Genomic DNA, 20,061 nt, shown 5'->3' on the forward strand with positions numbered 1-20,061 from the left:
TATATAATTTACTACAAAAATCGTGCTTAATTAAATGAGGTTAAAAAAAAGAGGTCAACATACGAGCTGTTGACCTCTTACTAAATCTGCTGCGCGATTCGAAAATTAGTATTTCATTTCCATCTCGTCTACATAATCCTCGTTTTCCTCATAGTCAGCTAGCATTAATTCTGCGTAATCTAACTTCTCTTTTTTTCCAAATCTTCTACTGATACTGTCGAATATAGAATACACGACAGGTACGACGACTAGTGTCAAGAAAAGAGACGATAAAAGTCCACCGATAATTACGATTGCAAGCCCTCTGTTCATATCCGCGCCATCACCTGTTGCCAATGCAATAGGTATCATACCGACTACCATCGCAATGGTAGTCATTAGGATCGGACGAAACCGCGCATGGTTTGCGGCTACAAGAGCATCATAGGTGTTGGCCCCAGCGTCTTTCCGGTGGTTGGCAAAATCTACCAAGAGAATAGCATTTTTTGCTACTAGCCCAATCAACATGATAATACCTAGAATGGTAAAAATATTTAAGGTTTGATTGGCTATCGCTAACGCTAGCAGAGCACCGATGAAAGACAATGGAATGGAGAATAATACGACGAAAGGCGTCATAAAGCTGTCGTATAATGCCACCATAACCAAATATACTAAAAGGATAGCAGCAATTAATGCGACACCTAATGTACCAAAACCTTCTTCTTGGTTTTCCATATTACCACCCCACATATACGAAACGCCGGGTTTTAAAGTAAGGGTATTGCCGTCTATCTGATCCTGGATTTTGGTTTCCCATTCGGTTGCCACCGTCCCCACCGGGCGACCGACTACTTGCGCTTGTACAGACACCGACGGTGACTTATCTCGTCGCTCTAACAAACTCGGTCCGGAAGCGTAGTTAACATCTGCAAACTGTTCCAATTTGATGTTTTCACCGTCTTGATTAATAAAATTTAAGTTTCGGACATCATCAATATTGCCCCGTCCAAATTCGTCATAACGTATGTTGATATCATATTCTGTATCACCTGCACGATATTTCGTGTCCGTATTTCCGGAAAACGCGGTTTGCATCGTCATACCAACTGTTGCTACGTCTAGCCCTAACCTGTTCATTTTATCCCGATCTACCTCAACGCTGATTTCCGGGTTACCGTCTTCGGAGGTCAATTCGACTTCTGATGCACCAGGTATCCCTCGGAGAATATCAGCAAAAGTACGCGCTGTTTCCAATGCGTCTTCTGGAGAAGCGCCTACGACAGTCATCATCAATGGTGCTTGTTCGGCTCCCATAATACCCATATTAACGGTTTTTAATTTAGCGCCTACTAACACGTTTTCCATCTCCCGTTTCAACTTTGCAGAGTAAACCTTCGTGGATTCTGTTTTATTATATCCGGGTTCTAAAATAATATGAATCTCTGCTTTATACTTAGTACCACCTACATTCATCATACCGTCAGATGCCTGCCCTACGGTTGTAATCATTCGGTCAATTTCCGACTTCTGTGCTAGATAGTTTTCGGCCTTTTGAACCATAAAGTTTGTCTGCTCTAAAGAGGCGTCTTTATTGATCTCCATCTGGAGGTAAAACTCTCCTTTATCATTTCCTGGAAAAAAATCGGATCCGATATACCCCATACCAACTAACGCAAACGATGCAAATAATAATCCGATGGAAATAAGCAATACGATTACTTTATTCAACCGACGTTTCAAGGACCATTTCAATATACCAGAAATCCAGTGTGTTAATGCAGTTAAACCATTTTCAAAACCATGCAGTATTCCACCAAAAAATGATTTCTTATCGATATGCGATAGCTTACCTAAACGCGAATACAGCCAAGGTACAATCGTAAATGATACCAGAAACGAAAGCAATGTGGAAACCATTACAGTAACACAGAACTGGCGTAAAATATCGGAGACTAAACCGGAGGACATAGCGATAGGTAAGAATACGACGACAATAACTAACGTAATTGCTGATACTGTAAACCCAATTTCTTTGGCACCATCAAAAGATGCGCGAACTTTATTTTTACCCATCTCCATATGGCGGTGGATATTTTCGATTACTACAATCGCGTCATCCACCAAGATACCCACTACCAACGATAGTCCCAAAAGCGACATCAGGTTCAGTGTGTACCCTAACATATTTAAGAAGATAAAAGTGGCAATCAACGATAATGGAATAGCTATCACCGCGATAAATGCGTCACGCAAACTATGCAGGAAGAATAACATGATGAACGCTACTAATGCAATGGCAATCATCAGGTCATGTATCACGTTGTTTGCAGCGGTCAACGTATAGTCGGTCGTATCGTTTGCTATGAGAATATTGACACCCTGTGCTTGATAATCTGCATTTACAATGGCAATTTCCTCTTTCACTAATTCCGAAACGGCTACAGCATTGGCATCTGATTGCTTAAATACCTGCATCAAGATCGTATTTTGTCGATCAATACGAGATATCTTTTCGATATCTTTGATACCATCTTGTACATCCGCAATATCCCGTAAGCGGATAGCAACTTCATCAGGTGTGGTGATAGGCAAGTCTCGCAGCTCTTCAATACTTGTAAATTTACCTGCCAAACGCAATGTGGTCTGATTGTCTCGCGTACGCACATTACCCGTCGGAAAATCGAGGTTAGCTGAAGCAATAGCTTGTTGTACCTGCGAAACAGAAAGGCCGTAACCTTCCAGTTTCTTGGGGTCCACACTGACTTGAATTTCACGTTCTTCTCCTCCGATCATATCCACTTTGGCCACCCCATTTATACGGGCAAAAACAGGTTGAATTTTCTGATCTAACAGATCGTATAAATCTTTCTCTGATAAATTGGATGTCACCGATAAGTTCATGATTGGCACATCATCCAATGAAAACTTAGATAAAGCCGGTGTTTCAACATCGTCTGGAAATTCGTTGATGACCGCGTTTATTTTACGCTGCGCATCCGTGAGCAGGAAATTGACATCTGCCCCCGTATTGAGCTGAATCATAACAACAGACACAGATTCCATCGACTTTGACTCGATCTTCTTTACGTTTTCCAGCGAGGCTACAGCATCTTCGACGACTTTTGTTACCGAAGTTTCTACTTCCGACGGGGCCGCTCCGGGATATATAGTTTGTACTGTGATAACATTCACCTCAAATTTTGGGACGAGCTCGTACCCCATTTGGCTATAGGAGAATATACCACCAAGCGTTAGTATAATAAACAATACGATTATTATACTGGGTCTTTTTATAGATATTTCAGAAATCTTCATGGAGAGGTTTTTTTACTTAATAATTTCCACCGGTGTCCCCTCTAAGAGGTTGATTTGTCCAGAAGTTACAACCACTGTACCTTTTTCCAATCCCGACACCACTTCAATATAGTCTCCGAAACTCCTTCCGGACACGACATTTTTCAATATTGCTTTTCCATCTTCTATGGCAAATATTTGATTAGAACTCACACTTCCTACAAACGCATTACGTGGTACAACCAATGCATTGACAGCTTGTTCGCTCCCGAAATAAGCTGTGCCGTACATCCCGGCTTTCAAATCATTATTGGCATTATTTTTAATTTCCAACTCGACGGGAAAGTTCAAACTACCATCGGCTTTTGGAGCAATAAAAGTAACGGTGCCATAAAAGGTTTGATTTGGCAGTACCGGCGATTCTACCTTAACACGTTGTCCTAATTTCGTCTGTCCTATATTTTTTTCGTCAACATTTATTTTCAATTTTAACGTTGAAACATTTACCACTTCAAAGAGTTCCGCACCAGGGTTCACGTAAGAGCCTGGTTCAATATTTCTTTTGTTGATCACACCTGCAAAAGAAGCGGTGATGTTAACATCAGACGCAGATAATTGTGCGGATTTCAAATTGTTTTTGGCGTTTTCTAACTGCAGCTTCACTTGATCCAGCTGTTGCTGCGTGACGCCTCCCGTTGCAAATGCGCTTTCGAAACGAGCAACTTCCGCTTCGGCGTTATTAAAAGTAGCTTGTGCATTGGTCACGTTAACATTTTGCTTATCTCCATCAATGACCGCAAGAGTCTGGCCCGCTTTTACATAGGCGCCCTCTTTTACGAGTACACGCACGACTTTACCAGAAGCTTCTGCGGATAACATGACTTCTTGCTGCGGCGCGAATACGCCGTTTGTTATATATTGTGTATTTACGTCTTTAAAATCTGCTGTATCGGCACGAACGGCCACCGCTGCGTTTTGAATAGCTACTGTAGCCGTATCGGCTTCGTTCTTGGCTTTGTTTTGATTCAAAATAAACACTATTCCTGCTAACGCTGCAGCAATGATGATTACCGTTATAATTACCCGTTTCATATTTGATCTGTATAAAGTAAGTTGATTATTCGTTGATTAATGTTCTTAAATTTCCGTTTGCTTTGATAAGCTGCACCTCTGCTAATTTATAATCCAACAAGGAGGTATTCAGGTTTGTTTCTGCATCAGCCAAGGCTTTTTCTGCATCTAACAAATCTGTTAATGTAGCCAAACCGTTATTGTAATTGTTTTGGGTGTCGCTCAAGACCTCTTCGGCAAGTGTCACGTTTCTGCGATTAGCATCTACCGTTAGTAAGCTGTTCCTTATTTGGGTTTTCGCATTTTCATTCGCAAGGGAAATACCTAGTTTCGTATCTTCTAATGTAACTCGCGCTTTCCGAATATCAATATCCGCTTGATTAATCCGAGCTTTTGTTGCTCCTCCTGTAAAAATTGGAATCGATAAGTTCAAACCAATACTGGATGTTTTTGGCCACATAAAATCTCCTCCAATCGGAAATCCCTGACCAAAACCATTAAATCCAAAGTCGGTTCCCAACGACAGCGTGGGGTACAAACTTGCCTTTTCCGCCTTTTTATTCAATTCGTATAACGCGATTTGCTTCTCGCTCAAAAGAACTTCTGATCTGTTTTCAATATTATTGGTTTCTAATGAAATAGCTGGATTGATTTCAAATGTTTCTTCAGGCAGTTCAATACCCATCTCCATTGGCATACCAATCGCAAATTTCAACGCATTTTCTTTGAGCTGTAACGCGCTTTGTATTTGTTTTTTTTGCGATTCCAGATTATTTACTGCCACCGATAATCGATCCAAATCAATCTTTTTGGCGAGACCGGCAGCGACCATACCGTCAATGATTTTTTGCGTTTTACTGGTGTTATCTAAATTATTCTGAATAGTTTGTAATTGCAATTGCGTTTGGAAAATGTCGTAATACGCGTTGGATACATTTTCAATCAGTTGCTCATCTGTTAATTGGGCGTTCAGCTGATAAAATTCTCGCGTGGTCTTAGCTGCTTTCAACCCCGTGAAAAGAGATTGATTAAACAATTGTTGGTTTAATGAAACGACTGCGGATGAGTTCCATGGAAGCCCCATCTTTGCGGTGAGCACTTCTCCTCCCATATCGATTACCATCTCAGGAATAAGAATATTGTATTTTAAGGTCCCCGATGCATTAATTTGCGGTAACGCTCCTGCACGGACTTCATCAATCTGATATTGCGCATTTTCAACTTCCAGCTTAGCTGTTTTAGCTTCTGCTTTATTTTCGAGCGCATATTTTATCGCTTCTTGTAGCGTAAGTGTCTGTTGTGCCTGAAGAGGGTTTATATGCAGCAATAAACCGACAGCTAGAACACCTAAATATTTAAATCTCATTTTTGAAAACATGATTTGTAAAACTAATTTTTCTCTTTTATTTTATTACTGAATATAAATTTTGTCGCTTTCTTTTGACTCTCTAAAATATCATCCACATTCCCTGCATTGGGCATCCCGGAAATCGTATCGGACACACTGCGGAGCAGACTCAATCCTGCCATAATTTCTGTGTAAGAAGTTGCCGCTTCGTCAATAGCATACACATCTATTTCACCATTTTCTGCGGCGCGCGCCAGTAAATCGCCTACTATTTCTATGTTCTTATAATGAAATCGTTCCAAAAGTGTACCGATCCCCTGTCCTTTAATCCATTCGAGGTTTTCGTTGATATGGAGAACATAATAGTCCTTTAAAAAGTTTGCCCTTACCTCCAATAGCTTACATAGGATGTCCACTATATCGCCATTATATTGAATAAGCACCTCATGTTGCTGTGTAAAAATCTCGTCCGATATGTAAGCAAGGACGTCTTTTATGAGCGCATTTTTGTCAGGATAGTAGTAATACAAGTTGGCTTTAGTGATATTCAAGTCAATAGCAATCTCGCTCATCGTCGTTTTATTAAAACCATAATGTGAAAATCGCTTGAGCGCTGCCTGAACAATCTGTTCCTTTTTACGATCCATTCTTAACCTTTATACTTTTTGACTTTTCTCTAAAAACGTTCAAAAGTAAAAAAACAAAATGAAACGGCAAGAAACAATTTATCAAGAAATTGTAATCTTACTGTAAATTAAGTTATAGCTATGAATAACGTTACATAATATTAACTTGCTTCTGGAATTTACGTTTATCGAATTTGTACAGTCTGGCGGCGCGATATGAAACTCCTTTTTGAACCTCAGGCAATTCTTTAAGGAATCCGGCATTAGCGATTTTTTTTCGAAAATTACGCTTATCAAGGGTTTTTCCTAAAATAGCTTCATATACCTGTTGTAATTGCGTCAACGTAAATTTTTCGGGAAGAAGCTCATACACTGCACTGGAGTAATTAATGGTATGTTTTAGTTTTTGAAGACTTTGCTGTACAATTTTAGCATGGTCAAAAGCTAATTCAGGTAGTTGATTTATCGCAAACCACTTCGCCTGTCGCATATAGGAAGTCCTTGGTTTAATTTTGGATTTTACATCTTCGTATTTTACAATAGTGGAGAAAGCAACCGTCAATATACGTCCTTCTGGATGACGTTTGGCATCGGCAAATGCGCCCAGTTGTTCCATGAAAATGTCCTTTAGCCCCGTGTGTTCATATAGGATACGTTTTACTGCATCTTCCATTTCTTCGTCTTTTTCGACAAAGAAACCCGGCAGAGCCCACCAATCTTTATAGGGGTATACACTTCTTTCGGTTAACAATAACTGAAGCTTACCTTCGTTAAAACTATATATTACGCAGTCTATAGTGAAATGAGTTTGCAAAATAATCTGATTTTTTAATCAATATTCATCAATATTATCACAATAATCCAAAAAAAACAAAAAAAAATTTAATAGTGTAAAAAATACACACTATATTCGTAGAACCTAAAATGAGTAATCGAGTGAGAAAAATAACTAGAGTAGGCGTTTTTACATCTGGGGGAGATGCCCCAGGAATGAACGCTGCTATCCGCGCTGTTGTGAGAACAGCGCTATACAATGATAAAAAAGTTACCGGTATTTATCATGGCTATCAAGGCATGATTGACAATACGATGTTTGATATGGACAGCCGAACGGTTAGCTCTATTATACAGATGGGAGGTACTGTTCTAAAAACAGCCCGTTGCATGGAATTTAAAACACCTGAAGGACGTGCAAAAGCGTATGAAAATGTTCGGACCGCCGGTATTGATGCTTTGGTAGCGATCGGTGGCGACGGTACCTTTACCGGTGCAGAGATATTTTCGCGTGAATTTGACATTCCCGTGATGTGTATCCCGGGAACTATCGATAATGATTTGAATGGTACGGACCTAACCATTGGTTATGACACCGCAAATAATACCGTTATTGAAGCGATTGATAAAATCCGCGATACGGCAGCTTCTCATAATCGCTTGTTTTTTATTGAGGTCATGGGACGTGATTCAGGGTGCATTGCGCTGAATGCGGGCGTGGCAGGCGGTGCAGAAGCTATCCTTCTTCCAGAAAAGGATACAGCCATTGACGAACTCATTGAGATGCTAGCTCATGCTGCGGACCGAAAAAAATCGTCTATGATTGTGATTGTTGCAGAAGGTGATAAAAACGGAGGGGCAAATAACGTAGCAAAACGTGTTCATGAAAAATTTGGTTATTATGACACAAAAGTTAGTATATTAGGACATTTACAACGAGGGGGGGCACCCAGTAGTGCCGACAGGGTATTGGCCACTCGTATGGGCTATTCGGCTGTTAATGAACTTTTAAAAGGTAATACAAGGGCTACTATTGGGATCCGAGGTTCGGAAATGGTTACCACACCTTTGGAAGAAGCACTAAGTAAAAAAGAACTAAAACTTAACGAAGACCTTGTGGAAATTGCAAAAATAATGGCCTTATAAGAATTCATTTTTTATTTTTGGTTTTTAAATGGGTTTTAGTCCATTCATCTTTAGATATTTTGTATAATGATTGTAGTTGTTTTTAGTGGGTCAAGATATGCAGACTGGCGTATTGCGGATAAAAAACGTGTACTTCACGGTTTCCGCACACCGGGCATCAACTCCTATATACAAGATGAACGATATATTACACAACTTCTAAACAAAAGCAATCATCTCATAAACAACGCAGAAAAGATTCGTAAAATTTTCTTTTTTGGCGCGGGCGTCTCTTCACCTGAGCGTCAGCAAAAAATAGAACATACATTTGCCCAATTCTTTAAAAATGCCAAAGTAAAAGCAGGGCATGACATGGAGGCTTCTGCAAAATCAACGTTTGGAGATGAAAAGGGTATTATTGGTATTATCGGTAGCGGATCGAATGCGGCGTACTATAATGGTAGAAAGGTTTTACCTAATAATTACGGGATGGGGTATATCTTAGCCGACGAAGGATCAACGAATTGGTTGGGTAAACAATTATTGAAGGATTTTTTAACGGAAACGATGCCCAGCAGTATCCGCGAAAAACTACTGCATAAATATAATATTGACAGGCGTTCCATATTGGAGCGGGTATATTATAATCCCAACCCAAACTTGTTTTTAACAAGTTTTGCCGATTTTATCTATGAACATCGAGACGAGCCTTATTTTACGCAGTATATAAAAAAAGGGTTAGACATATATATCAAAACCTATTTGATACCTTTATCCGAAAGTTATCCCGACAGTCAATTTAATTTTACGGGATCTGTAGCTAACAATTACGCTGATTGGTTACGGGAATTAGGTGCAGAACAGGGGTTACATATTGGCTCTATTATTAAAGAGCCTGTTCAGAATTTAATAAAATATTACATTAATAAAAACTAGTAGAGAAAATGAAAATTGGAATTAACGGATTCGGTCGTATTGGCCGTTTAGCTTTTAGAGCTGCTATTAACCGCAGTGATATTGAAGTTGTAGGTATTAACGACCTGGTAGAACCTGATTATTTGGCTTATATGCTAAAATATGATTCTACGCATGGTAAATTCGATGGTACGGTAGAAGTTAAAGACGGACATCTAGTTGTTAACGGCAAAACAATTCGCGTAACGGCTGAGAAAGATCCCGCTAACTTAAAATGGAATGAAATAGGAGCTGAAGTGATTATCGAGTCAACAGGTTTCTTCTTGACGCAGGAAACAGCACAGAAACATATCGACGCGGGAGCAAAAAAAGTAGTGATGTCTGCACCGGCTAAAGACGATACACCAACATTTGTAATGGGTGTAAACCATAAAGAATTAAAGGCAGAATACACGATTGTATCAAACGCTTCTTGTACGACCAACTGTTTAGCACCTCTTGCAAAAGTGTTAAATGATAACTTTGGTATCTTAGAAGGATTGATGACCACGATACACGCGGTAACAGCCACACAAAAAACGGTTGACGGTCCTTCTGTGAAAGATTGGAGAGGTGGCCGGGGTGCTTACCAAAACATCATCCCTTCTTCTACCGGTGCAGCTAAAGCAGTAGGATTGGTTCTTCCTGAATTAAAAGGAAAATTAACCGGCATGTCAATGCGCGTCCCTACAGCAGACGTTTCGGTAGTAGATTTAACTGTTCGTTTGGAAAAAGGTGCTTCTTATGAAGATATCAAAAAAGTTATGAAAGAAGCTTCAGAAGGTGAGTTGAAAGGTATTCTAGGTTACACAGAAGATGATGTGGTATCTTCTGACTTCATCGGTGACGCACGCACGTCTATTTTTGACGCGAAAGCTGGAATTTCGTTGAATGACAACTTTGTTAAGGTCGTATCATGGTACGATAATGAATGGGGTTACTCCAACAAAATTATCGATTTAGCGCAAGAAATTGGTAAGTTATAAACACCAAATAGAATAGAAAAAAGGCTCGAGAGCCTTTTTTCTATTTCATTAGAAAACCACCTCCCAATAAATCATTACCTTCATAGAAAACAGCCGATTGCCCGGGGGCGATGCCTTTAACCCGATGAGCGAAATCCACCTGCATTACGTTTCCTTTTTGTGTTATAGTAGATTGCGCACCAGCGTCCTTATACCTTATTTTTGTTATCGCTTCAATCGATTGCTCTATAGAGGCGTACTTGATTAAGTTAATGTCGCGTACAAGAGCATGTGATTTTTCCAATTCATGTTCCTCGCCTAGCATTACCGTATTGCTCTCCGGTAGTATTTCGATCACAAACATAGGTTTGCCCAATGCTATACCCAATCCTTTACGTTGACCGATGGTGAAATAAGGATAACCAATATGTTGCCCTACCACTGTACCATCAGATAACACAAAATTTCCTGGTCCGATTTCATCGTCTAGTGTAGGACGTTTATGACGTAAAAATGCCCGATAATCGTTGTCTGGCACAAAACAAATCTCATAGCTTTCTGATTTCTTGGCCAGTTCCTCCTGCCCCATTTCCAAAGCCATTTGACGGATCTCCTGTTTAGTAAAACCGCCTAACGGAAACTGTGTCCGTGCGAGGTTTTCTTGCGATACCCCCCATAGCACATAAGATTGATCTTTATTTTCATCTTGCCCTTTGGAAATAACGTATCTTCCATTATCATGTAAACGGATGTTCGCATAGTGTCCGGTTGCGATAAATTCGCAGTCAAGCTTGTCTGCTCGCTTCATCAATGCAGACCATTTGATGTGGGTGTTACAAAGGACACAAGGATTAGGCGTCCGTCCGGCGATATACTCATCAACGAAATTATCGATAACAAAATCGCCAAATTCATCCCGTATATCCAATATATAGTGCGGGAACCCAAGCCCTACAGCTAATGCCCTAGCATCGTTTATACTATCTAAGCTACAGCACCCTGTTTCCTTGGACGATCCACCGGCTGAAGCGTAATCCCACGTTTTCATAGTGATGCCGATAACTTCATAGCCCTGCTCATGTAACATAATGGCCGCCACGGAACTATCTACTCCACCACTCATCGCGACCAACACCCTGCCTTTTTTACTCATATTAATTTTGTGAGATGCAAAGATAGGCTATTTGAAACATTGCTGTGTTTATTTCGTGTAATTTTATCTTCATCAGATATGCACAGAAGAATGCTGCAAAGCTTCAAGAGCTAATCAAGAAGAGCGAACAAGAATGTTATTGATGAACAGAATAACCTGTACATTTCATATGACGAATAAACATCAATTTTATTTACATAGGAATCAATCAGTTGAAAAATACTTTAAAAATAATGCAGACAAAAGTTTCAGATTTCAAAAAAAGAATATAGATTTGCAACGCAATCAAGGGAAAAACGTGATTGTGGAAGGTGCCATAGCTCAGTTGGTAGAGCAAAGGACTGAAAATCCTTGTGTCGCTGGTTCGAACCCAGCTGGCACCACAAAATCTGAAAGTAACAGATTCTAAACAAAAACTTAGAGGTGCCATAGCTCAGTTGGTAGAGCAAAGGACTGAAAATCCTTGTGTCGCTGGTTCGAATCCAGCTGGCACCACAAGAAAGTCTTTCTGAATCGGAAAGGCTTTTTTGTTTATTATTTTCATTTTTTAAATATAATCCACTATATTTGTAGTGTTCGTCTAACGGACGTTTCTAATCAACACCTTACATCGTTTTAGGTCTTGGTTTATAAAGAAGTGGCGAGAGACTGGCTCGATGACCCACTGGCAACCAGCAAGAGAAATTGAAAAGGTGCCAAATCCTGTCCAAGCAGTACCGTTTTGGAACATATAAATACAATAAGACAATGGGAACATTTAAATTAAACATTACAGATTACAGTTTTTACTCAACAGCATTCATTTGTTGTACCAGTATGGCTGCACGAATGTGCTAGCTTCTCCTACCCCCACATTTCCATCTTTAAAACGACCGCTCTTAATGGTCAATAGGATGTCTGCTTAATTCGCTATATTTATTACATTAAAATATTTTATACTATGTCAACAAATAAAAACCTAAAATTCGAAACGTTACAAGTCCATGCAGGACAGGAAGTAGATCCAACGACGGGATCTAGAGCATTGCCGATTTATCAAACTACCTCGTATGTTTTTGAAAATGCTGAACACGGTGCCAACCTTTTTGCACTGAAACAATTCGGAAATATCTATACCCGCATCATGAACCCGACGACAGACGCCTTTGAAAAGCGTATGGCTGCGTTAGAAGGTGGTGTGGCCGCTGTCGCAGTTGCTTCGGGTATGGCCGCTCAGTTTTTAGCCTTGACGAATATCATCGAAAGCGGTGAAAATTTTGTTACTGGTTCCGATTTATACGGCGGTACGTACAATCAGTTTAAGGTATCATTTAAACGACTCGGAATCGAAGCGCGGTTTGCTGAAAATAGTACGGCAGAGAATATGGAACCGTTGATTGATGACAAGACAAAGGCACTTTATGTCGAAACCATTGGCAACCCAAGTTACAACATCCCGGATTTTGAAAAAATTTCAGCTTTGGCACAGAAATATGATTTACCCTTGATTGTAGATAATACATTTGGAGCTGGGGGGTATCTTTTCAAACCGTTAGAACACGGTGCACACGTAGTCGTTGAAGCAGCAACAAAATGGATTGGCGGTCACGGTAACAGCATAGGCGGCGTCATTATCGATGGCGGTAATTATAATTGGGGAAATGGCAAGTTCAAACAGTTCTCCGAGCCATCCGAAGGTTATCATGGGTTAGTGTTTGCCGACGTCTTTGGCCCCGAAGGACCGTTTGGCAACATTCAGTTTGCAATCCGCGCTCGCGTTGAGGGATTACGTGATTTTGGGCCAGCTTTATCTCCTTTCAACTCATTTTTATTAGTACAAGGATTGGAAACACTCTCCTTACGCGTACAGCGTCATGTCGATAACGCTCTAGAAATCGCACAATGGCTGGAAGCCCATTCTCAAGTTGAAAAAGTAAACTTCCCTGGACTGAAAAGCGATCCTAACCATTTGGCTGCACAAAAATATTTGAAAAATGGTTATGGAGCAGTATTATCTTTTAGAATTAAAGGCGGCGCTGAAAAGGCGAATGAATTTATTGATGCATTGGAAATGATCAGTCACCTAGCTAATGTTGGCGATGCCAAAACGTTGATTATACACCCGGCTGCGACGACACATCAACAGCTTTCAGAAGAAGCGCAAAGAAGTGCTGGCGTGTTTCCAGGACAGCTGCGTCTTTCTGTCGGTATAGAACACGTTGATGATATTAAAGCTGATTTACAACAGGCTTTTGATAAAATAAAATAACCTATATAGCTCTGTATAAAAATATCAAACTCGTTTCTTCGGATATTTGAAAAGCTATTTCTACAAATATCCGAAGACGATTTTTTAAGATTAAGGAAAAAATAGTCTAACCAAATAAGTTTACTGGTTGGCACAAATCAATAATATTTAAACAACAATAATGGGCGAAAGATTAATCATTGGAATGTTTGGGTTTGGCGTGGTTGGACAGGGATTATATGACATTATAAAAACAAAAAAGCTAAATTTAGAAATAAAGAAATTTGTTATTAAAAATGCAGACAAAAAAAGAACATTGCCAGCAGCACTGTTCACCACGGATGCATCGGCTATTTTAGAAGATAAAGAGATAAACATGGTAGTTGAGCTGATCGATGATGCCGATGTAGCCTTTGAAATCACGAAACAGGCGCTGAAATCGGGTAAAAATGTCGTGTCAGCCAATAAAAAAATGATTGCGTCCCACTTGGAGGAGCTCACACATATTCAACACGAATACGGCACGTCACTTTTGTACGAAGGTGCGGTATGTGGAAGCATCCCCATTATCCGTAATTTGGAAGAATACTATGACAACGAATTGCTTCACTCGGTGAGTGGTATCTTTAATGGTTCTTCTAATTATATCTTATCGAAGATTTTCAATGATAACCAGACTTACGATGTGGCATTGAAACAAGCACAGGATCTTGGGTTTGCAGAGACTGACCCTACATTAGATGTAGGCGGTTTTGATCCAAAATACAAACTTGCTATCGTTGCCTCTCACGCTTACGGGATTTACGTAAACCCGGATGATATTCTTAATATAGGAATCGATAAATTGGGCAACCAAGACATCCGGTTTGCTAAAGAAAAAGGATTCAAAATTAAACTCCTTCCTTTTGCAAAAAAAATCAATCATCATCAAGTAGTTTTGTATGTATTGCCTCGGTTTATCACGTCGGACAATATTTTATTCAATGTAGAAAACGAAAATAATGGTGTATTGGTGAAAGCAGCTTTTGCCGACGAACAATTTTTCTATGGAAAAGGTGCCGGGGGGCATCCAACAGGTTCCGCCGTACTTTCTGATATCGCTGCATTGCGCTATGGTTATCGCTACGAATACAAGAAGCATTTGGAGGCATCTCAAATCCAATATAGCAGTGACTACAAACTAAAAGTATATTTTCGTTATACCGAGGAAGATACTTTAAATCAGTTGCAATTTCAGGCTGTGGTTGAACGCTTCCATGGTCAGGATTTCAAATACATCATCGGCGAAATTAACCTACAGGAAATCATCGCAAAAAGAGATATCATCAACCAAACTGGAAACTTTATCGCGGAAATTTTTTAATTACAGACTTTACATAATAGGTTTCCGAAATACTGTTTTTTTGCTATATTTGCCTCTCCTTTTCGGGTTGTAGCGTAGCCAGGTATCGCGCCAGCATGGGGTGCTGGAGGTCGTGGGTTCGAATCCCGCCAACCCGACAAAAAGTCTGACTTTGTTCAGACTTTTTTGCTTCATAAGGAAACAGTCCTTATCTTCGTATAGCGCAACGATATCATATTAAGTCATACTATTTATTCCGAGTAAATCATCACGTTTTTGAAAGATTATCTACTATTTATCGACACAGAAACTTCCGGGATTCCACAACGTTGGAAGCGCCCCTATTCAGATAAAAAAAATTGGCCACATGTTATACAAGTTGCATGGATTGTTTATAGCGCCAACGGAACTGAAATCAAACGTACTAGTAAATACATCTATGAGGAGGATATAGATATAACATCCGCCTCTTATCAGGTACATGGCATCACGCGTACCTTTCTGAAACAACATGGAGATAAAAGGAAGGTCGTACTCCGTAAGTTGGCACACGATATACAGAAATATAAGCCACTCATTATCGGACATTTTGTGGAGTTGGATGTGCAAGTGCTAAGTGCAGACTATTATCGAGCAAACCTCCCCAATCCATTCATTGGTCATTCTTTTTTTTGTACGATGTTGGACAGCGAAAAATATGCTGCCAACCCATCGATAAACTATCTTCGGTTGCCACAGCTTCATGAATACCTGTTTGACAAATTATTAACGGAAATTCACGAGGCAGAGCAAGATGCCAGTGCCACAGCCAAGTGTTTTTTCGAATTACGGAATCGTCATGAAATAACACCATTGGATATGGAACGGCAGCAAAAGATGTTTTCACAGAAACTTAACTTTTTAGATAAACAGAATAGTTAACATTGCACTAAAAAGCAAATTATGCTGAATTTGATTGAAGTTTTAAAAAAAACAACCCCTTTTGATATCCTCCCCGAGAATATCCTCCGTGGGATTTCCGAATCGTTGGTACCAACTTCATATACTCGGGATACTTTGGCGTATAGACAAGGGATAACGGAATTAAAGGGCGTTGATATCATTGTCAAAGGAGAGTACGAAACTTTCTTTTACGACTCTTCGGAAAACAGACGTTCTATAGAAGTCCATCACCCGCTTTACTGCTTTGGCGGCATCTCTATTCTTCTTAACCGGAAAAAAGCGCTAAAATCGGTCATGGCGAAAAAAGGGACGGTGGTTTATAATCTGCCTCGTAAGGAGTTTCTTAAAATATGCCAAGCGTACGAAGATTTTTTCCAGTACTATACAACCGACTTCGGCAAGAGAATGTTGGATGACGAATTTTCGCATTTTGTCAAGACACCTGCTTCTTTTGAAGAAAGCTATATTGCGGCAGAACAGTTATATTCTCGAAGAATAGACGGCATCACGTACAAGGATATTGTCGCTTGCCCTGCAGATACACCTATTTATATCGCCGCAAAACAGATGGCCGACAATCGGGTAAGCTGTATTTTCATTCAAAATGAAAGCCAACATATCATCGGTTACGCGACAGACATGACGCTCCGCGACAACGTTATTGCTAAGCGTGTTGATGCTGATACACCGGTTGGGGAAGTTATGGATAATCCGATCGTATCCATAGCCCATAACGCCTACCTTTACGAAGCCGTATTGATGATGTTCAGTACAAAAACGCGCTACCTCCTAGTCGAAAAAGATGGTCGATACGTAGGTTTTTTGAGTCGGAACCGTATATTAAGTGAGCAGGGCCAATCTCCTTTAGTTTTTATTCAGTCCGTAAGATTAGCGGAAACGATAGATGAATTACGTCAAAAATGGGATTATGTGCCGCAAATTATTAAGCAACTCCTGGGTAGAGGTATCAACGCAGATATTACCAACCAGGTCATTACTACGATTGCGGATGCGATCGCTATTAAGGTTATCGGATGGGTAATTCGCGAGATGGGCGAACCGCCAGCTAAGTTTGTTTTTATGGTGACCGGTAGTGAGGGAAGAAAAGAGCAGACTTTAAAGACCGATCAGGATAATGCAATTATCTATGAAGATAAAGCCAATGAACAACGGGAGATGGTTAGACAATATTTTCTCACGTTTGCCACTAAGGTCTCCGATTATTTGAATGAAATTGGCTTCAGCTATTGTGAAGGAGGATATATGGCAAGCAATCCAGAATGGACACATTCATTATCCCACTGGAAACGCAATTATAAGAAATGGATTGAGGAAAGTGTACCGGAAAATGTCATCAAATTTTCAACATTTTTTGATTGTCGCTTTTTGTATGGAGATAAAAATATTATTGAGGAACTCAAGCAATTTCTAGAGGAAGAACTCCAAAAACCCAATGATCGCTTTTTTGCTTTTACCGCAAAAAACGCTTTGCAATATGAGCCTCCCCTCACCTTCTTTAGAAATATCAAAACGCAAACCATTGGTAAAGCAGAGGTTTTCAATATTAAGAACGCTATGACCCCAATCGTGGATCTGGTTAGGGTGTACGCTCTTCAAAAAAGGATATATCAGGAGAACACGGGGGAACGGCTCAAAAAACTATTGGAGCGTGGCGTTTTCACACCACAGCAATACCATGAACTTTATCAATCCTATTATTATTTAATGGCCATGAGATTAGAAAATCAAGCTAATCAGATCTTGGTCGAGAAGTCTGATCCCAATAACTACGTCCGTATCGATGCTTTAACCAAAATTGAGAAGGCCACTCTAAAAGAGATTTTTAAAACCATTAGCAACTTTCAAATGGGAATAAAAATGCGATTTACGAATAACATATTGGGGTGAGCATAGAAATGTTACATACTAAAAGCCGGCAAAAACGAAAAATCACTTGACTTAGTGTCTAAAATACACTATATTTGTGCTTTCATAATTTAGGTTTATAATTGGTTAGTTAAGGGCTTTCATTCTCCCCGTTTGAAAGCCCTTTTTTATATAAAGAAATAAAAAAAGCCACCTATTTTATCTTAGGAGGCTTTTTTTTAAAGAGGCAGGTGTTAAAGAGACTGTTGTTGTTTTGTCGCTTCTAAGTTAACCCCAATTTCAATATCTCTACTGATACCCCATTCGGCCGGATCCAATTCAGACGCTCCAAACTTAATCCCCCAATCGATGCGATTCACTGTAAATTTAGCATTCACAGCGACCTTATCTTCTTGTACATCAATTTTAGCTGGGAAAGTTACGTTCAACGTACTATCCTGCAAAGTAAGGTTTCCGCTAACCAACTTATTAGCACCGGCAATTGCATTTTCTGTAGCAGGGTCTAAATCGGATACCTGCGTAATGTGAAACGTCGCGGTAGGATATTTTTCAACTTCAAAAAAGTCTGCACTTTTCAAATGATTTTGCAAATCAATCGCCTTTTTGTCCGCTTCGGTTACAGAAGCATTGTCAACTGTAATTGCCTGCATGTCTACCGTGAAGTCGCCTGCGGTTACATTTCCTTCTGTCACCGACAGCTCACCGGATGTTACTGCAATATTGCCCCACCGAGGCGCGAGACCGCCTTTATGTGTCGCTGTCCAGGTAACCTCGGAAATCGTAGTATCTGCAACAAACATCTCACCTTGTTTTTCTGCAACTTCCTGCTTCTCGGAAGTCTGGGTATTCGTAGGATTTCCCCCACAAGATGCAAATAGGATGGCAACACCTACCATCGTCGATAAAAAAATCTTTTTCATAAATATGTTTTTTGTCAAAATAAAACTGCTACCAAAATACCTATCTTTTTTGACGTTCACAACACCTATTACGGCACTCATTTAGCTTCGATCAAAGGTTGTAGCGTTTACCTTTGTCTGGATTAATGTAGAATATTTAGCGATTTTCCTATAATATCTATAGCTTCCTCTATTTCCTCTTTGGAAATAACTAAAGGTGGCGCAAAACGAATTTTATCTTCATGTGTAGGTTTAGCTAGTAGGCCGTTTTTTAACAGTTCCAAACAGAGCGTATGCGCTGCCTGCTTATCGGGATGGTTGATAACGATGGCATTCAGCAATCCCTTTCCTCTTATCTCTTTAATAAACGGGTGCGCAAAAGCGGTCAACGCAGCCCGGAAATAGGCGCCCAGTTCAGCAGCACGATCTGCCAGTTTCTCTTCTTTCAGTAATTCCAAAGAAGCGATAGCGACCGCACAAGCCAACGGATTTCCCCCATACGTGGAGCCATGTTCTCCAGGAGCGATCGTCAACATGATTTCGTCATCAGCAAGTACTGCAGAAATTGGCATAACACCTCCACTTAAAGCTTTTCCCAAAATAAGAATATCCGGACGAACATTTTCGTGGTCACATGCCAACAATTTTCCAGTTCTCGACAGCCCTGTCTGGATCTCATCACCTATAAAGAGTACGTGGTGCTCTTTGCAAAGCATCTTAGCAGCTGCCAGATAGCCGTCATCCGGAACATATACGCCGGCTTCGCCTTGAATGGGTTCAACCAGAAAGCCTACAACATTTTCGTCCTTCAATGCGTCGTGAAGTGCTTGCAGATCGTTATAAGGAATGGTGACATATCCAGGCACAAAAGGACCAAACCCTGCTTTCGCGGAACGATCCGTACTGAAGGAAATAACATTGATGGTACGACCATGAAAGTTATCTTCTATCGTGATAATTTTGGCTTGACCATCTGGCACGCCCTTCACAGAATATCCCCACTTGCGTGCTAATTTTAAAGCGGTTTCCACGGCTTCCACCCCAGTATTCATGGGTAACACTTTATCATACCCGAAGTATTGCGTAATATATTGGGTGTATTCCGCCATCTTATCACTATGAAAAGCTCTCGACGTCAATGTCAGTTTTTTCGCTTGCTCCGTTAAAGCATTGATAATCTTCGGATGGCAATGGCCCTGATTTACGGCAGAATACCCCGAAAGAAAATCAAAATAACGCTTGCCCTCTACATCCCATACGAATGCGCCCAATCCTTTACTGAGCACTACCGGCAAGGGATGATAATTATGAGCTCCAAATTCTTCTTCTACTTGGATATAACCTGCTGTCTTCTTCGGTGTTTTATAGCCCTTGGTCTCCATAACAATGTATTTATTATTTTAGGCTTTAATGTAAACATATTTCTTGGAAAATCGAACCATAGTCACTAAATTCGGTTTTTAAATAATCGA

Annotated in this window: 15 protein-coding genes, 3 tRNA genes and 1 riboswitch; of the genes, 10 read left to right on the forward strand and 8 right to left on the reverse strand. The window is 40.2% G+C overall.

Annotated features, from left to right (window positions below):
• Positions 1–105 precede the first annotated feature (105 nt).
• The 5 genes from H8B17_RS14260 to H8B17_RS14280 form a co-directional block, all read right to left on the reverse strand.
• Entirely contained in the window at positions 106–3,297 is a 3,192-nt protein-coding gene (locus H8B17_RS14260; protein WP_190309909.1) for an efflux RND transporter permease subunit, read from the reverse strand.
• A gap of 12 nt (positions 3,298–3,309) precedes the next feature.
• Entirely contained in the window at positions 3,310–4,368 is a 1,059-nt protein-coding gene (locus tag H8B17_RS14265) for an efflux RND transporter periplasmic adaptor subunit (protein ID WP_190309910.1), read from the reverse strand.
• Positions 4,369–4,393: 25 nt separating this feature from the next.
• Positions 4,394–5,713: a TolC family protein gene (locus H8B17_RS14270; RefSeq protein WP_190309911.1), complete on the reverse strand. Its 1,320-nt coding sequence runs from the start codon at positions 5,711–5,713 to the stop codon at positions 4,394–4,396.
• 23 nt (positions 5,714–5,736) lie between these two features.
• Positions 5,737–6,342, reverse strand: coding sequence for a TetR/AcrR family transcriptional regulator (locus H8B17_RS14275; protein WP_190309912.1), 606 nt, complete (start codon positions 6,340–6,342; stop codon positions 5,737–5,739).
• Positions 6,343–6,472: 130 nt separating this feature from the next.
• Entirely contained in the window at positions 6,473–7,135 is a 663-nt protein-coding gene (locus H8B17_RS14280; protein ID WP_190309913.1) for an NUDIX hydrolase, read from the reverse strand.
• Between the two features lie 110 nt (positions 7,136–7,245).
• Between H8B17_RS14280 and pfkA the strand changes: the two genes are divergently transcribed.
• The 3 genes from pfkA to gap all read left to right on the forward strand — a co-directional run bounded on the left by pfkA (position 7,246) and on the right by gap (position 10,160).
• Entirely contained in the window at positions 7,246–8,241 is a 996-nt protein-coding gene (pfkA, locus tag H8B17_RS14285; protein ID WP_223816583.1) for a 6-phosphofructokinase, read from the forward strand.
• A gap of 66 nt (positions 8,242–8,307) precedes the next feature.
• Entirely contained in the window at positions 8,308–9,156 is an 849-nt protein-coding gene (locus tag H8B17_RS14290) for a hypothetical protein (protein WP_190309915.1), read from the forward strand.
• Positions 9,157–9,164: 8 nt separating this feature from the next.
• Complete coding sequence (gap, locus tag H8B17_RS14295; protein WP_190309916.1) at positions 9,165–10,160, forward strand: type I glyceraldehyde-3-phosphate dehydrogenase; 996 nt, start codon at positions 9,165–9,167, stop codon at positions 10,158–10,160.
• Positions 10,161–10,200: 40 nt separating this feature from the next.
• Here the strand turns inward: gap and mnmA are convergent, their stop codons facing one another.
• Positions 10,201–11,292, reverse strand: coding sequence for a tRNA 2-thiouridine(34) synthase MnmA (mnmA, locus tag H8B17_RS14300; protein WP_190309917.1), 1,092 nt, complete (start codon positions 11,290–11,292; stop codon positions 10,201–10,203).
• Positions 11,293–11,602: 310 nt separating this feature from the next.
• Here mnmA and H8B17_RS14305 point away from each other — a divergent pair.
• The 7 genes from H8B17_RS14305 (at position 11,603) to H8B17_RS14335 (ending at position 17,711) form a co-directional block, all read left to right on the forward strand.
• Positions 11,603–11,675: transfer RNA gene (locus tag H8B17_RS14305), tRNA-Phe, on the forward strand.
• 39 nt (positions 11,676–11,714) lie between these two features.
• Positions 11,715–11,787: transfer RNA gene (locus H8B17_RS14310), tRNA-Phe, on the forward strand.
• A 129-nt stretch (positions 11,788–11,916) separates the two neighbouring features.
• Positions 11,917–12,029, forward strand: a riboswitch (SAM riboswitch).
• A gap of 203 nt (positions 12,030–12,232) precedes the next feature.
• Positions 12,233–13,540: an O-acetylhomoserine aminocarboxypropyltransferase/cysteine synthase family protein gene (locus tag H8B17_RS14315; RefSeq protein ID WP_190309918.1), complete on the forward strand. Its 1,308-nt coding sequence runs from the start codon at positions 12,233–12,235 to the stop codon at positions 13,538–13,540.
• Between the two features lie 160 nt (positions 13,541–13,700).
• Positions 13,701–14,882, forward strand: a complete 1,182-nt coding sequence (locus tag H8B17_RS14320) for a homoserine dehydrogenase (protein ID WP_190309919.1) — start codon at positions 13,701–13,703, stop codon at positions 14,880–14,882.
• A gap of 63 nt (positions 14,883–14,945) precedes the next feature.
• Positions 14,946–15,019 (forward strand) — tRNA-Pro (locus tag H8B17_RS14325).
• 118 nt (positions 15,020–15,137) lie between these two features.
• The gene (locus tag H8B17_RS14330; RefSeq protein WP_190309920.1) at positions 15,138–15,782 is read left to right on the forward strand and encodes a 3'-5' exonuclease; all 645 of its coding nucleotides are present in this window, start codon (positions 15,138–15,140) and stop codon (positions 15,780–15,782) included.
• A 21-nt stretch (positions 15,783–15,803) separates the two neighbouring features.
• Positions 15,804–17,711, forward strand: coding sequence for a DUF294 nucleotidyltransferase-like domain-containing protein (locus H8B17_RS14335; RefSeq protein ID WP_190309921.1), 1,908 nt, complete (start codon positions 15,804–15,806; stop codon positions 17,709–17,711).
• A gap of 212 nt (positions 17,712–17,923) precedes the next feature.
• Here the strand turns inward: H8B17_RS14335 and H8B17_RS14340 are convergent, their stop codons facing one another.
• Positions 17,924–18,610: a YceI family protein gene (locus H8B17_RS14340; protein ID WP_190309922.1), complete on the reverse strand. Its 687-nt coding sequence runs from the start codon at positions 18,608–18,610 to the stop codon at positions 17,924–17,926.
• 122 nt (positions 18,611–18,732) lie between these two features.
• Positions 18,733–19,971 carry an ornithine--oxo-acid transaminase gene (rocD, locus tag H8B17_RS14345; RefSeq protein WP_190309923.1) on the reverse strand — a complete coding sequence of 413 codons (1,239 nt, stop codon included), beginning with the start codon at positions 19,969–19,971 and terminating at the stop codon, positions 18,733–18,735.
• Positions 19,972–20,061 lie beyond the last annotated feature (90 nt).

It is taken from the genome of Sphingobacterium arenae (assembly GCF_014692505.1).
Lineage (GTDB): Bacteria > Bacteroidota > Bacteroidia > Sphingobacteriales > Sphingobacteriaceae > Sphingobacterium > Sphingobacterium arenae.

What these genes read in the sequence shown, in the direction of transcription:
- H8B17_RS14260 (WP_190309909.1), bottom strand. Translation starts at nt 3,297, where the DNA reads ATGAAGATTTCTGAAATATCTATAAAAAGACCCAGTATAATAATCGTA.
- H8B17_RS14265 (WP_190309910.1), bottom strand. Translation starts at nt 4,368, where the DNA reads ATGAAACGGGTAATTATAACGGTAATCATCATTGCTGCAGCGTTAGCA.
- H8B17_RS14270 (WP_190309911.1), bottom strand. Translation starts at nt 5,713, where the DNA reads ATGAGATTTAAATATTTAGGTGTTCTAGCTGTCGGTTTATTGCTGCAT.
- H8B17_RS14275 (WP_190309912.1), bottom strand. Translation starts at nt 6,342, where the DNA reads ATGGATCGTAAAAAGGAACAGATTGTTCAGGCAGCGCTCAAGCGATTT.
- pfkA (WP_223816583.1), top strand. Translation starts at nt 7,246, where the DNA reads ATGAGTAATCGAGTGAGAAAAATAACTAGAGTAGGCGTTTTTACATCT.
- H8B17_RS14290 (WP_190309915.1), top strand. Translation starts at nt 8,308, where the DNA reads ATGATTGTAGTTGTTTTTAGTGGGTCAAGATATGCAGACTGGCGTATT.
- gap (WP_190309916.1), top strand. Translation starts at nt 9,165, where the DNA reads ATGAAAATTGGAATTAACGGATTCGGTCGTATTGGCCGTTTAGCTTTT.
- mnmA (WP_190309917.1), bottom strand. Translation starts at nt 11,292, where the DNA reads ATGAGTAAAAAAGGCAGGGTGTTGGTCGCGATGAGTGGTGGAGTAGAT.
- H8B17_RS14315 (WP_190309918.1), top strand. Translation starts at nt 12,233, where the DNA reads ATGTCAACAAATAAAAACCTAAAATTCGAAACGTTACAAGTCCATGCA.
- H8B17_RS14320 (WP_190309919.1), top strand. Translation starts at nt 13,701, where the DNA reads ATGGGCGAAAGATTAATCATTGGAATGTTTGGGTTTGGCGTGGTTGGA.
- H8B17_RS14335 (WP_190309921.1), top strand. Translation starts at nt 15,804, where the DNA reads ATGCTGAATTTGATTGAAGTTTTAAAAAAAACAACCCCTTTTGATATC.
- H8B17_RS14340 (WP_190309922.1), bottom strand. Translation starts at nt 18,610, where the DNA reads ATGAAAAAGATTTTTTTATCGACGATGGTAGGTGTTGCCATCCTATTT.
- rocD (WP_190309923.1), bottom strand. Translation starts at nt 19,971, where the DNA reads ATGGAGACCAAGGGCTATAAAACACCGAAGAAGACAGCAGGTTATATC.